At 58.4% G+C, this 12,914-nt stretch carries 12 protein-coding genes; 4 read left to right on the top strand and 8 right to left on the bottom strand.

Features of this window, described 5'->3' with window-relative positions; all coding sequences use genetic code 11:
• Nucleotides 1-138: 138 nt before the first annotated feature.
• Together H6F59_RS13430 and H6F59_RS13425 are read right to left on the bottom strand one after the other, a co-directional pair.
• On the bottom strand, nt 139-603 hold the full coding sequence (locus tag H6F59_RS13430; protein ID WP_190700515.1) for a carboxypeptidase-like regulatory domain-containing protein: 465 nt from the start codon (nt 601-603) through the stop codon (nt 139-141).
• Nucleotides 604-919: 316 nt separating this feature from the next.
• Complete coding sequence (locus H6F59_RS13425; protein ID WP_190700511.1) at nt 920-2,263, bottom strand: acetamidase/formamidase family protein; 1,344 nt, start codon at nt 2,261-2,263, stop codon at nt 920-922.
• A 190-nt stretch (nt 2,264-2,453) separates the two neighbouring features.
• On the opposite strand from H6F59_RS13425, the gene H6F59_RS13420 reads away from it, so the two are divergent.
• Together H6F59_RS13420 and H6F59_RS13415 are read left to right on the top strand one after the other, a co-directional pair.
• Nucleotides 2,454-3,680, top strand: a complete 1,227-nt coding sequence (locus H6F59_RS13420; protein ID WP_190700508.1) for a glycosyltransferase family 2 protein — start codon at nt 2,454-2,456, stop codon at nt 3,678-3,680.
• Between the two features lie 171 nt (nt 3,681-3,851).
• The gene (locus tag H6F59_RS13415; protein WP_190700505.1) at nt 3,852-5,780 is read left to right on the top strand and encodes an amino acid transporter; all 1,929 of its coding nucleotides are present in this window, start codon (nt 3,852-3,854) and stop codon (nt 5,778-5,780) included.
• 6 nt (nt 5,781-5,786) lie between these two features.
• Here the strand turns inward: H6F59_RS13415 and H6F59_RS13410 are convergent, their stop codons facing one another.
• The 4 genes from H6F59_RS13410 to H6F59_RS13395 form a co-directional block, all read right to left on the bottom strand.
• Nucleotides 5,787-6,110, bottom strand: a complete 324-nt coding sequence (locus H6F59_RS13410) for a YnfA family protein (RefSeq protein WP_190700843.1) — start codon at nt 6,108-6,110, stop codon at nt 5,787-5,789.
• Nucleotides 6,110-7,483 (bottom strand): cytochrome P450, encoded by a 1,374-nt coding sequence (locus H6F59_RS13405; RefSeq protein ID WP_190700839.1) that lies wholly within the window; start codon nt 7,481-7,483, stop codon nt 6,110-6,112. Before H6F59_RS13405 ends, H6F59_RS13410 begins: the two co-directional genes overlap by 1 nt.
• Before the next feature lie 127 nt (nt 7,484-7,610).
• Nucleotides 7,611-7,814: a heavy metal transport/detoxification protein gene (locus tag H6F59_RS13400; protein WP_190516723.1), complete on the bottom strand. Its 204-nt coding sequence runs from the start codon at nt 7,812-7,814 to the stop codon at nt 7,611-7,613.
• A 201-nt stretch (nt 7,815-8,015) separates the two neighbouring features.
• Entirely contained in the window at nt 8,016-9,032 is a 1,017-nt protein-coding gene (locus H6F59_RS13395) for a formamidase (protein WP_190700502.1), read from the bottom strand.
• A gap of 180 nt (nt 9,033-9,212) precedes the next feature.
• Between H6F59_RS13395 and H6F59_RS13390 the strand changes: the two genes are divergently transcribed.
• Nucleotides 9,213-10,526, top strand: a complete 1,314-nt coding sequence (locus H6F59_RS13390) for a glycosyltransferase (protein WP_190700499.1) — start codon at nt 9,213-9,215, stop codon at nt 10,524-10,526.
• A gap of 16 nt (nt 10,527-10,542) precedes the next feature.
• Here the strand turns inward: H6F59_RS13390 and H6F59_RS13385 are convergent, their stop codons facing one another.
• Both H6F59_RS13385 and H6F59_RS13380 read right to left on the bottom strand, forming a co-directional pair.
• Nucleotides 10,543-10,863, bottom strand: coding sequence for an AzlD domain-containing protein (locus H6F59_RS13385; RefSeq protein WP_190516716.1), 321 nt, complete (start codon nt 10,861-10,863; stop codon nt 10,543-10,545).
• A gap of 38 nt (nt 10,864-10,901) precedes the next feature.
• Complete coding sequence (locus H6F59_RS13380; protein ID WP_190700496.1) at nt 10,902-11,639, bottom strand: AzlC family ABC transporter permease; 738 nt, start codon at nt 11,637-11,639, stop codon at nt 10,902-10,904.
• Nucleotides 11,640-11,714: 75 nt separating this feature from the next.
• Between H6F59_RS13380 and H6F59_RS13375 the strand changes: the two genes are divergently transcribed.
• Nucleotides 11,715-12,908, top strand: coding sequence for an NAD(P)/FAD-dependent oxidoreductase (locus tag H6F59_RS13375; RefSeq protein WP_190700493.1), 1,194 nt, complete (start codon nt 11,715-11,717; stop codon nt 12,906-12,908).
• Nucleotides 12,909-12,914: the final 6 nt, after the last annotated feature.

Below are 12,914 nucleotides of genomic sequence, written 5' to 3'. Positions count from 1 at the left end.
ACCGCAATGATTAAAGCCAGTGCCTTGGGGTGACAGGTCAGCTTGGCGAAAGCAGGAAAGGCCCATAGCAAAAACCTCCGGCATCCCAACGTTGAGGGATACTGGAGGTCAGTTGTTTTAAGTGTTTGAGGAGACTGTCTAGCGACGGCGGCGGGTAAACCCTAGCCAGGCCAGCGCTCCACCAATCGAGATCACCAGCGGCATGAACGCAGCGGCGGCGCGGTAATGCACATCTTCGGTCGAGTCGAGGCTGATGCCGTCGTAGATGATGCCCTTGTCGCCCACGGGCACAGTCCAGTAGTCGGCGTGGCTCTGGGTGTCGTCCTCAATCGAGACTTCCCAATCGCCGGGGATCGACTCGTCGGGCAAAAACGCGAACCGGCCCTCGCGATCGGTGGTGGTGGTCATCCAGGGTTCGTCGGGGTTGTTGGGTGCATAGATGTTGACCGTTGCCCCCACAAAGGGTTCGCCCGAGCTAAACAGCGACTGAAACTCTAGCTGATTGTCGAGGGTGTAAAAGGTTTCAACCTGGTGCGCATCGGCCTGGGCCGGAAACCCCACCAGCACTAAACACATTACCAGAGCAACAAGCAACCGTTTCATAGCACAAGCAATCCGTAATTCGTGTGGCCTTCATTCTAGCGAGAGTTGCGGCGAGCTGAAGACCACACGCTCAAGTCAAGCAAGCGACTATACCCAGGACCTGCGCTGGAAACCCACTATCGGCGTGGATGACTGCTTGTCTTGAAGTCTTATCGGCAAAGAACGGGCTTTGGCCCTAGGAGAGCCAAACCGCTAGGCGTAGCTGAGGTGGAACGACATGTAGCCCAACGCCACCGTTTGAATTTTGCTGGATTCTGCTAGCGCGCCACCTAACCTACACATGGGGTCATTGGACTCAGACGGCTGTCACCCATCCTTAGGCACCGGGCAGCACGGCCTTTTTGATCACGCCGTGGACGCCCCAGTTGCCATCGACAATTTGGGTGACGCCAAAGTCGGTCGCCACCGACATGAGGCTAATCGCTTCATCTTCGCCCATACCTTGAGTGGTCATGAGAAAGTGGCGCATTTTGTGAAAAGCATCGCGCATGGCCTTGTCGATGGACGACTGGCCAAAGATGTCTTTTTGGGCTGTATCGCCCAGTTCTTCGAGGTAGTTGGCGTAGCTAAAGCCATGGACGACGTACTCTTCGTCGTTCTCAAGCAGTGGGTAGTAGAGGTCTTCGAGGATGGTGCCCGCCAGATCGCTCTGCTTATGCACCGTGACCTGAATTTTGCCAGTGAGAGAAGTTTCAATCGCCGTGCCCGACAATTCGGAGTCACCTTGGGCAGCGTGGGGGTCGCCCAGCGACAGCAGCGCCCCTTCAACGGCAATGGGGTAATACATAGTGGCCCCTTCGCCAATGCGCCAGTTATCGATATTGCCGCCAAAGTAGCTGGGGGGCACCGAGTCAACAAAGTCGGCCTCACGGGGAGCCAAACCAATCAGGCCAAAGTGGGGGCGAATCGGCACCTTGACGCCCTCTAGCACCTCATAGTTTTTGTCGATGGTGGCGGGGTCAACGGGCACACCGGGGTAGTCGATGGTCTCGTGGACAACGCCAAAGGGGTCGGTTTGGGGCGTCCAGCGGAAGTTGTAGAGGGCGGTGGCGTAGTCTTCGGTTTCAGTGGCGTCTAGCTCGTAGATGGTGATCACTTCACGGGGTTTGGGATCTTCAATCAAGTCTTTGTAGTGGAAGCCCCACCAGGCGGCGGCATTGCTGCCGAAGGTGCGCCCCTGGTATTCGGGGTTGCCGCTGGGTCGCGGTGCCACGTCTAGGATTTTGACTTCGAGTACGTCACCGGGTTCGGCCCCGTTAATGTATATAGGTCCCGTCAGCACATGCACGCCCGCCCCTTCGCCTGCGCCCGTGGTGTAGACCTCGGGGTCAACGGAGCCCGCCCCCCGGCGATCGACGCCTTTGCCCTCAGGAGTCCAGGCGAAGACGCTCTCGGCACCAGGGTCGCCCATGACCATGAGGGAGGCGTCGTCGTTGGCGTGGTGGGTGAGGGTCTCGACAGTGACAATGTCGCCGGAGTTGACCGTGAGCTTAGGCTCTAGGGATTGGCTGAAGTAGCCCCAGTGCACGGTGTCGGCATTGGCCGCGAGGTAGTGCTCTTTGGGGGTCTGGGCGATCGCCCGATTGATCATCAGCCCACCAAAGCCTAGGGCCACGGCCAGGCCCAGCCCTAGTAGGCCAAAACGCCATTGTCTAATCATTCAAAAACTCCTCAATTCTGACCAGGAACGACTTAATCGACGTGGCTACGATGCTACGGGGGGGGATAGATAGGGGTTGTAGTCTAAAGAACATTCCAAAGTAAAGAATTGAGCCGGTGGGCGGCATCGAGGGGCGATCGCTGAAATCATCGCCCCCCAATCCGAGCTGCACATAGTAGATTGCTACAGGATGGCGGCGGGGAAAGCGGGCATGGGTTTAGACAAGTTCATTTTGGGGCTCGACGGATTGCTGGGGGTGGCGCTGGTGGCGATCGCGGCGTTCTATTTCAAGCTCACCCAGTCGCTGGCGTCGGCTCCTCGTCTTCAGCCGGTAGGGACATCCCTGCCCTCAGCACCCTCTGTGGATGTGGTGATTCCGGCCTACAACGAAGCTGACAATATTCGCGCCTGTGTGGAAGCGGTGCTGGCGACTGAACTGTCGGGGGCGCAACGGTTTGACGTTTGGATTGCCGATGACCAGTCCACCGATGCCACTGGGGCGATCGCCGCAGAGCTGGCGGCCCAGCATGGCAACGTTCACCACTTGGTGGTGCCGCCGCGCCCTGAGGGCGAGGTGTGGCGCGGCAAAAACTGGGCCTGTGCCCAGGCGGCAAACGTTGCCCAGGGCGACTACCTGCTGTTTATCGATGCCGATGTGCGGCTGTCGCCGGGGGCAATACCCGCTGCCCTGGCCGAAGCCCAAATCCACCAGGCCGACCTGCTGAGCTGTGCGCCCAAAATTGAGTGCAGCTGCTTTTCAGAGTGGCTGGTGCAGCCGATTATTATGAGCGCGATCGCGATCGCCTATGACTTTGAAGCCATTAATGAGTCTACCGCCGTAGACAATGCCTTTGCCGCTGGGCCGTTTATGCTATTTCGTCGCGCCGCCTACGACAAAATCGGTGGCCACGCCGCCATCGGCGACGTGATTGTAGAAGATGTCGAACTCGCCCGCCAGATTCGGCGGCACGGCCTCAAGCTGCGCTACGTGCTGGGCATTGATCTGCTGAGCGTGCGGATGTATTCCTCTTTTGCCACCCTGTGGGAAGGGTGGACCAAGAACTACTACTTGGGCACCGAAGAAAACCTGCCGCTGACGCTGCTATCGGCCTTCACCATCGCCATGGTGTTTGTCATGCCCTGGGTGGGGTTGCTGGCGAGCCTAATCGTCACCCTACTCAAACCCGAACTCTCCTCGTCTATAGCGCTCTTATACGGATTGACGGTGTTGACCCTGGCGGGCTATGGGCTGCTGAGGATCACGGGCTATCGCCAGGTGGGGGTGCCGCTGCGCTACTGGTGGCTGAGCAGCGTGGGCGGACTGGTGGTCGTGGCGATCGCCCTCACCTCCATCGTCAAAACCAAGACCGGCTGGGGCTGGACCTGGCGAGGGCGATCGCTCAAGCCTCAGCATTAGCGATCGCTTCATCCCTGGGCCACCTGCCGGCACCTCAATGTCTTTTGCCCAGTCACCCTACGTACTTTGGCGGCAATGGCTACAGCGGCAAACCTCAATACAGTTGATCAAGGGTGACACTAAGCGGTTGACTAATTAATGTACTGCCACTACCCCGTAGGAATGCCGTAGATGGTTAAACGAATGAGGCCATCAGCCACATACCGCAGACGGTTGCTGCGCTGGTTAGTTGAGTCCGATCGCTCAGGGAAGAGCAGCCACGCGGTGAAACACCCCTGGTGGCAGGTCATGTGCCTGACTGGGGTTGATTACTTCTCCACGCTGGGCTACCAGCCCGGCATTGCGGCTCTAGCGGCTGGGGCGCTATCGCCTATTGCGACGCTGATTCTGGTTTTACTCACTCTGTTTGGGGCGCTGCCGATCTATCGGCGGGTGGCCTCGATGAGCCCCCATGGCGAGGGGTCGATCGCCATGCTCGAGCATTTGCTGCCGTGGTGGCAGGGCAAGTTTTTTGTGCTCTGCCTGCTGGGGTTTGTGGCGACTGACTTCATCATCACCATTACCCTCTCCGCTGCCGACGCTACGGCCCACATTGTCGAAAATCCCTTTGTCCACGATTTTCTACATGGGTACGAAGTGCCACTGACTATCTGCCTCATTGCTTTCCTAGCAGCCGTTTTCTTAAAGGGGTTTCGGGAGGCGATTGGGATAGCGGTTTTTCTAGTCGCAGTCTACCTGCTGCTCAACCTGGTGACCATTGGTGTGGGGGGCTATCAGATTTTGACCCATCCCACAGCGATTGCCGATTGGTGGAGCCTGCTATTTTCCAGGAATAGCAATCCGGTGGTGCTCCTGGCCTTGGCCGCGCTGGTATTCCCTAAGTTAGCGCTGGGCCTGTCTGGGTTTGAAACGGGGGCAGCGGTGATGCCTTTAGTCGAAGGCGATCGCAGCGATACCGAAACCGCTCCAGCTGGTCGTATCCGCAACACCCATAAGCTGTTGACCACCGCAGCGGTGATCATGAGTTTTTTCCTGATTACTAGCAGCTTGGTCACGACGCTGCTGATTCCGCCGCCAGAATTTCAGGCAGGAGGAGCCGCTAACGGAAGAGCGCTGGCCTATCTGGCCCACGAGTACCTGGGGGATGGGTTTGGTACCCTCTACGACCTGAGCACGATCTCGATTTTGTGGTTTGCTGGGGCCTCGGCTATGGCTGGGTTGCTCAGCATTGTGCCCCGCTATCTGCCCCGCTATGGCATGGCTCCCAGCTGGACCTTGGCCGCCCGACCGCTAGTGCTAATTTTTACGGTAATTGCTTTTGCCGTCACGATTATTTTTCGCGCCAGCGTTGAGGCCCAGGGTGGAGCTTACGCCACGGGGGTGCTGGTGCTGATGAGCTCAGCGTCGTTGGCGGTGACGTTGGCGGCTCGACAGGCGCGATCGCGGCGGGGCATGGTCGTGTTTGGCACCATTACCCTGGTGTTTTTCTACACCACCATTGTCAACATTATTGAGCGACCTGACGGGGTCAAAATTGCCGCATTCTTTATTGGTGCCATTGTTTTCACCTCACTGATTTCGCGCGTTTGGCGCTCTACAGAGTTGCGGGTTGAGCGGTTTGAAATGGATCCCATCGCTCGGCGTTTCATTCTAGAAGAAAGCGAGCACACCATTCGCATCATTGCTAACCGCAAGCAGGCCGGGGATGAACAGGAATATTCCCTCAAGGAAACCGAGGTGCGGGAAGACAATCACATTCCCTCGACCGATTCCATTCTGTTTTTAGAGATCGAGGTTTCAGACGCTTCAGACTTTATGGAGACAGTGCAGGTAGAAGGAGTGCAGGTGGGCAATTACCGCATTTTGAGAGCCAGAGGGTCGGCGGTGCCCAATACGATTGCTGCTATTCTGCTCTACATGCGCGATGAAACCGGCAAATTGCCCCACGCCTACTTTGGCTGGATTGAGGGCAACCCAATTCAATATCTGCTGCGCTTCATGTTATTTGGCGAAGGCGATATTGCCGTGGTTACTCGGGAGGTACTGCGCAAAGCTGAAAAATCCCCCAGACGCCGTCCGGTAATCCATGTGGGAGGGTAGTGGTCGCTAGCTGCGAGGGGCGTACATTATCATCAAAACGCCCAGCAGCACCACCCAGCCACCCAGCAGATCGAAGCGATCGGGTTTCACCTGGTCAACCAGCCATCCCCAACCAATGGAAAGCACGATAAATACGCCACCGTAGGCGGCGTAGGCCCGACCAAAATGCGTGGGCTGGAGGGTGGGCACTGCGCCATAGATTCCCAAAACGACCACCCCAAGCACTGCTAACCAGGGGCTCTTGCCCTCGCGCAGCGCCAGCCACACCAGGTAGCCCCCACCGATCTCACACAGGCCTGCAAGGATAAAAAACAATAGAGATTTCACCATCATGGTTGACGCTGCCCAGTTTGGTCGGCGGTAACCTGCGTTGGAGCGATCGCGCGTTTTTTGAAAACGACCTTCAGCCCCGATCGCGGCCTGAGCGTCGGAATCGGCGTCATCTCCAGGTTCTGATCGGGCACCAGATCCCAGGTGTAGTAGCGCAGCAGATGGGCCGCCACTAGCTTGATTTCGAGCTGGGCAAAGGCCAGGCCCAGACAGATGCGGGGACCGCCGCCAAAGCCCACCAGGCTAAAGTCGGCCCGCTTGTGCTCGGCCCGCTCGGGGCTAAAGCGATCGGGGTCAAAACGGTCGGGGTCGGTGTAGATGGTGCGATCGCGGTGGGCGGCGTCAATTCTATACAGTGCCATCCAGCCCTTGGGCACGCGATAGCCGTTGAACTCAAAGTCTTTGACCACACCGCGAAAGCCCCCCGCCACGGGTGGGTACAGCCGCTCCACCTCTTTGACGATCTGGTCGAGGTAGGGCATCTGCCGAATCTGCTCTAGGGTTACGGCGTCACTCGTCTCCATCAGCTGCGCCTGCTCCTGTCGAGCCTGCTCCCACACATCGGGGTGCTGCGCCAGCGACATCACCAGCGAGGTCAGCATCGAGGTGGTGGTCTCGTGCCCCGCAAACAGCATTAGCAGCGCCTGAGCCTTGAGTTCTTCGAGACTGAGGCGGTTGCCCTCCTCATCTTCGCTGTGCACCAGCAGACCCAGGGCATCTTGGGTAGGTCGGGCCTGGCGCTCTTTCACTACCTGCTCAATGTGGTGCAAAAGCTGGTCTCGCGCTTTGACAGCTTTGCCAAAAGGGGTCCACCCCCAGTGAATCGGCGGGGCAAACAGGCCGTTGGTCAGATCGGCAAACCACTCCGACATCTGTGTGGTCTGGCTACCTGGCTCACTGCCCAGCAGCAGCGTGCTGGCGATGTCAAAGGTGAGTTGCTTCATTTCGTCAAACCAGGTGAGCTGTCCCTGAGCGGCCCATTTTTGGGCGTAGCGCTCGGTAAGGCTCTGCATGGTTTCTACATACCCAACCAGGGCCGGGCCGTGAAAGGCGGGCATGAGGAGCTTGCGGTTGCGGCGGTGTTCTTCACCCTCTTGCAAAAACAGCGACTCACCCAAAAGCTGTTTGAATGTGCCAGGCCACCCCTCCCGCCACGAAAAGCTGTCCATATTGGTGGAGAGCACAAACTGGTTAGCCTCTGCCCCCATCAGCACTACCGTGGGACGGCCCAGCAGACGCGTCTTAAAAATAGCCCCATACCTAGCCTGACGCTTTTTGGCGAACTCGCGGTCAAACAAAAAGTTGAGGGTTTCGCCGACAACCGGCAGGCCAAAACTCCCAGGGGGCAGCGGGGCAGGGGTAGAAGCAACCATGGGCAGCAATAGAATGCAGTGGTCAAAAACCGCTCGCGAAGACATGGTCAAAGACCAGTCCCCGAAACCAGTGCATTCTAGAGTAGCGCGGAGCTGCGATCGCAGGCCTTGGACAATCTGGCCGAACCTAGCTAGCAGAAGCTATTTTGTGCCCCGATGCGGTGATCAGCTGCTTGAAGGTTTCTTCGGAGGCTTGAGAGCTAATGGTGACGGTTTTTGCCTGAGTATTGATGTCAATATCAGCCTCAGGTTCAGTGGTCAAAATCAAATCTTTTAGCTCTTGCGCCGATTTCTGATCGCTCAGCGTCGGAACTTGGAACGTTAATGCCATGCTGATTTCTCCACTTCTACGCCCATACTGTAGGCCGCTCAGGCAGCGCTGCCGTCTGTAAAAGGGCAGAAGTCGGGCATAAATGGGAGAGATTTATTAGGGCGATCGGGGTGTGATGTATGGGGTATAAGGTATAAGGTCCGCCATAAACCCTGCACCCTATACCGCTACACCCTTTTGGGATAGAAACTAGCCGCTACCTTAGTTCAAGACCGGCGATAATTCTTCGCCCTTGTAGTCGCGGGTAGGCACCGGAAAACCGCAGGCGGTGCCGTCTTGGTGCACTACCTCATCCTCCCAGGGCAGGCGGTAGCGCTCTTTCACCATGTCCTTCATATAGGTGTAGGGACAGTCTTGGGCACCGCCTTTGACCGCTACATAACCGCGATGGCCAAACTGGTAAATGTTGTTCTCCACTCCCCAGTGAATACGGGCCTCGCGCACCAGGTCGGGGCGCACCTCAGCGGTGATGATTTCGTCGGGGCGGTGGCTGCCCATCACCAGCGGCGTGCCGTCGAAGTTGACGATCATACCTTCGCCCATGGAGTCGAAGCTACCGTCGCTGCCGCACATGCACACCGACGCCGTCACCATCAGGTTGCAAAAAGCGTTGGCCTGGTTGGTGATCTGCCACGAGTGGCGAATGGGGGCCGTGTAGCCTGCCGTGCGAATCATGATCTCGGCTCCCTTATAGGCGCACTCGCGGGCTATTTCGGGGAACATACCGTCGTGGCAGATGATCAGTGCCAGTTTGCTGCCGTTGGGACCGTCACAGACGGGAATACCCACATTTCCAGGTTCCCACGGCTCTACAGGAATCCAGGGGTGGAGCTTGCGGTAGTAGAGCTTGATTGAGCCCTGGTTATCGATAATCAGGCCGCTGTTGTAGGGGTTGCCGTCGGGGTTGTACTCCATAATCGAGAAGCAGCCCCAGATGTCGTTGTCGATGCAGGCCTGGCGAAAGGCGCCGACTTCGGGGCCATCCAGACTGCACATGATCGCAGGGTTGGTGTCCATCGACAGCCCGTGGAGCGAATATTCGGGGAACACCACCAGGTCCATCGTGGGCATGTTGCGGCGGGCTTTGGCAACCATTTCGCAAATGCGCTGGGTTTGGGCGGCGAGATCGCCGGGGGTGACGACGTTGGGCAGTTGCAGTTGCACCATGCCCAGCACCACGCCGTTAGGAGATTTGTTTAGGCCACCAAGTCCACTCATGCTGATTTCTCTCTGGAACAACCTGACTCGAAAGTCGAAGAGCACTATAGGTCTAAGGCACTGGGGTGTTGGTGTTCAATATTACGTAATTCTTGCCGCTTCTCTAACTGGGCTATGGCCACAGCTACAGTTCAGCGGCTGCTACAGTAAAGGCGCTTGTATTGCCGGATCCTTAGCGCTATGCCTATCTCAAAAATTACCCTGGTTGCGCTCGGATCTACGGGCGACTGTATGCCCATGCTCGCTCTAGCTCAGGGTCTTCTGCAAGCCGGATACCAACCTACTGTTGTCACCCACGAGGCCTTCACAGACTTGGTGGAATCCTACGGTATAGAGGTTGCGCCCCTGGCGGGAGACTATCGGGCATTCTTTCGATCGCAGGAGGGACAGCGGTTTTTGAGGGGCGAGTTTCTGCCCTGGGAACAAGCGCCCCAGTTTGCCAAGAATTTGCCGAGACAGCTAGAGCAGGTTTTGGCGGCGGCCCAAGGCAGTCAGGCCATCATCGCGGGGCCACTGGCGCTGTGGAGCTATCACGTCGCCGAAGCGCTGAATCTGCCGCTGATTGTTGCGGCCAGTCTCCCCATCGTAGAAACCGGGCTGTTCCCGTTTCTTGGGTTTGGCGACATCCCAACGAGCGTCAATCCAGTGCAGTCAGCGCTGAATTGGGCCAGTTATCGACTGGTGGATGTTTTGGGCTGGGTACGCGATCGCCCTACCCTAGAAGCCTTTCGGGAGAGACATCAGCTACCAACGCTGCCGCCGCTTGGCCCTCGGTACCGCGCTCACCATCCCAAACAGTTGCAGCAGGTGCCAATTTTGCACCTCTACAGCGAAGCCGTCATTCCCCGCCCTGCCGACTGGGCTCAGTCATCCCATTCGGTGCATGTGACCGGCTACTGCTTTCCTCAAGCGTCTCAACCCTACCAGCCGTCCCCAGACTTGCAAAACTTTCTCGCCCAGTCTCAGGGAGAAAGTTCTACTCCGACGATTGCCCTTGGCTTTGGCAGTATGGCGGTTGCCGATGAGCAGGCGATGCTTCAGCTGTTGCTAGAAGCGGTAGATCGAGCCAACGTTAGGGCGGTGCTGCTGGCCGGCTGGGGGCTCACCCAAGCGGGGCAATTGACTGACCGGGTTTACGCCGCTCCATCCATTCCCCACGACTGGCTGTTTCCTCAGGTGTCGGCTGTGGTGCACCACAGCGGCTCAGGAACAACCGCGGCTGGGCTGCGGGCTGGTTTACCCGCTATAACGGTGCCTTTTTTTGGCGACCAGCCTGCTTGGGCAAACCGCCTCACTCAGCTTGGGGTTGCGCCGCCGCCCATCCCCATTCAAAATCTGACGGCGCAAAATCTGGCTGCTGCGATCAAGCAGGTATTGAGCAACCCAACCATGGCCGCAAAAGCCAGAGCCCTAGGAGAAACCATTCGCGCTGAGGATGGCGTCAACTGCGCTGTCAGTATTATCCAGGCCTACGTAGATTCGGTGGGTTGGTAATCAGATGCTCTGTGGCTCAGCCCACCAGCCACTGCCAGCCCCAGAATGCGGCCATGCCGCCCGCGATGGTGAGCAGCAGGTTTTTGCGCCAGAGAGCGAGGACGACGCAGGCGATCGCCCCCACCAGTCGTGCATTCTGCCAGCCCAGCCACAGCGTCTCACCATCGGGCAGCACCACTGCGGGGACGACGATCGCCGTCAGCACCACCGGGGGCACGTAGCCCAGCGCCCGCACCACGGTCGGCGACAGCTGAATGCGCCCGCTAAAGGCCAGCAGCACATAGCGAATAACGAAGGTTACCAGGGCCATGGAGGCGACGAGAAGCCAGTCATTCATAGAAAATTTTGAACTTTGAATTTTGAATTGGGCAGACGTTATCTTTTGGACTTGGGTCTGGGAGTGAGCTGGGTTTCGAGCCAGTAGCCGCTGGTGACGCCTGCGATCGCCGCCACCATCAGTCCCAATTTGTGGGGCAATCCGTTCGCTAGCACGGCCACAATTCCGGCAACGAGAATCGCTCCTACCATCGGTCGCGTCGTCGCGTAGGGAACGATCATGCCGATGAAGGTCGCCACCATGGCAAAATCTAGCCCCCAAGCAGCCGCGTTGGGGATTAGCTGACCCACCGTTAGCCCCAGCCAGGTGCAGAGAATCCAGTTGCCGTACATCGTGACCGCTGCACCCAAGTAGTACCAGTGCTTGTGGGGGCTAGGGTCGGGCTGCACATAGCGGCGAATGGCGATCGCAAAGGCTTCATCCGTCAAAAAGAAGCCAATCACCGCTTTCCACCGCTGGGAGGAGCGCTGCACGTAAGGTAGCAGGCTGGCGGCGTAAAGCATGTGGCGCAGGTTCACGACCACCGTGGTGAGCACGATCAACGGTAGGGTGCTGCCCGCCGCCAGTAGCCCCAGGGCAATAAACTGCGATGACCCGGCAAATACAAAGGCCGACATGCCGATCGTTGCCCCAAACGATAGGCCGCTGCCCTGGGCCAGAGTGCCAAAGATAATGCCAAAGGGAATCGCCCCCACTACCAGGGGAACAATGTCTCGCGCCCCGGCCAGGGCCTCTTGGCGGGGAGAGCGGCTGCTCAAGTCGGTCACTGTAGCCAAAAGAAATCTCCGCAAAGCAGGATGACTCTTTCCATTTTGAGTTAGAAGGTAGAAGAGGTATCACGGCTTTTCACTATGGCAGACGCTCCCCAGCAAATTTGTATCCTCGGCGGTGGCTTTGGCGGCCTCTACACCGCTCTGCGCCTCAGCCAGCTGCCGTGGGAGGGTACCCCACCAACGATTACTCTGGTTGACCACCGCGATCGCTTCCTCTTCCTGCCCTTGCTCTACGAGCTGGTCACCGACGAACTGCAAACTTGGGAAGTGGCTCCGCCTTACGCCGAGTTGCTGGCCGGTACTGCGGTGCAGTTTCGTCAGGCAGAAGTCACCGGCATCGACCTCGATCAGCACCGCGTCAGCCTCAGCGACGGAGTGACACTTACCTACGATCGCCTGGTTCTGGCCCTGGGCGGCAACACCCCAATGCACATGGCCCCAGGTGTGGCCGAGCATGCCCATGCCTTCCGCACCCTGGAAGATGCCTACCACTTAAAGGAACGGCTGCGCCTGCTTGAAGCTTCCAACGCTGAGAAAATTCGCGTGGCGGTGGTGGGCGGCGGCTATAGCGGTGTCGAGCTAGCCTGCAAAGTAGCGGAACATTTGGGGGAACGAGGCCGAGTACGCTTGATCGAAAGCACCGACACGATTCTCCGCACCTCGCCTGAATATAACCGCGAGGTGTCCCAAAAGGTGCTCTCTGACCTGGGAGTGTGGATCGATCTCGAAACCACCGTAGACAACGTCACCACCGACACCATCAGCCTCACCTTCCGCGAGCAAACCGACATTTTGCCGGTCGATCTGGTGCTGTGGACTGTGGGTACCCAGGTCAACCCCGTCATTGCCGACCTGCCCCTCAAGCACAACGAGCGCCAGCAGGTGGTGGTGAAGCCCACCCTAGAGGCGATCGATGTCCCCGGCGTCTATGCCCTGGGCGATGTGGCCGACTGCCGCGATGCCGAGGCTCAGCAGGTGCCCACCACGGCCCAGGTCGCGCTGCAACAGGCCGACTTTGTCGGGTGGAATATCTGGGCCGAGCTTAGCGATCGCCCCCAGCTGCCCTTCCGCTACCGCCACATGGGCGAAATGCTCACCCTTGGCACCAGCCGCGCCACCCTCACCGGGTTGGGCATTCAGCTCGACGGCGAGCTGGCCCACGTGGCTCGACGCTTGGCCTACCTCTACCGCATGCCGACGTTCTCGCACCAGGTGCGCGTCGGGCTAAATTGGATGACCAAACCCCTGCGAGATGCGCTGGCAGCAAAGTAGGCAGCA

This window comes from Nodosilinea sp. FACHB-141 (assembly GCF_014696135.1).
Taxonomy (GTDB): Bacteria; Cyanobacteriota; Cyanobacteriia; order Phormidesmidales; family Phormidesmidaceae; genus Nodosilinea.
Note: the sequence above shows the minus strand (reverse complement) of the source record. Positions and strands in the feature narration are given on the sequence as shown.

Coding starts and splice junctions, on each gene's coding strand:
- H6F59_RS13430 (WP_190700515.1), bottom strand. CDS start 603: ATGAAACGGTTGCTTGTTGCTCTGGTAATGTGTTTAGTGCTGGTGGGG.
- H6F59_RS13425 (WP_190700511.1), bottom strand. CDS start 2,263: ATGATTAGACAATGGCGTTTTGGCCTACTAGGGCTGGGCCTGGCCGTG.
- H6F59_RS13420 (WP_190700508.1), top strand. CDS start 2,454: ATGGCGGCGGGGAAAGCGGGCATGGGTTTAGACAAGTTCATTTTGGGG.
- H6F59_RS13415 (WP_190700505.1), top strand. CDS start 3,852: ATGGTTAAACGAATGAGGCCATCAGCCACATACCGCAGACGGTTGCTG.
- H6F59_RS13410 (WP_190700843.1), bottom strand. CDS start 6,110: ATGGTGAAATCTCTATTGTTTTTTATCCTTGCAGGCCTGTGTGAGATC.
- H6F59_RS13405 (WP_190700839.1), bottom strand. CDS start 7,483: ATGGTTGCTTCTACCCCTGCCCCGCTGCCCCCTGGGAGTTTTGGCCTG.
- H6F59_RS13400 (WP_190516723.1), bottom strand. CDS start 7,814: ATGGCATTAACGTTCCAAGTTCCGACGCTGAGCGATCAGAAATCGGCG.
- H6F59_RS13395 (WP_190700502.1), bottom strand. CDS start 9,032: ATGAGTGGACTTGGTGGCCTAAACAAATCTCCTAACGGCGTGGTGCTG.
- H6F59_RS13390 (WP_190700499.1), top strand. CDS start 9,213: ATGCCTATCTCAAAAATTACCCTGGTTGCGCTCGGATCTACGGGCGAC.
- H6F59_RS13385 (WP_190516716.1), bottom strand. CDS start 10,863: ATGAATGACTGGCTTCTCGTCGCCTCCATGGCCCTGGTAACCTTCGTT.
- H6F59_RS13375 (WP_190700493.1), top strand. CDS start 11,715: ATGGCAGACGCTCCCCAGCAAATTTGTATCCTCGGCGGTGGCTTTGGC.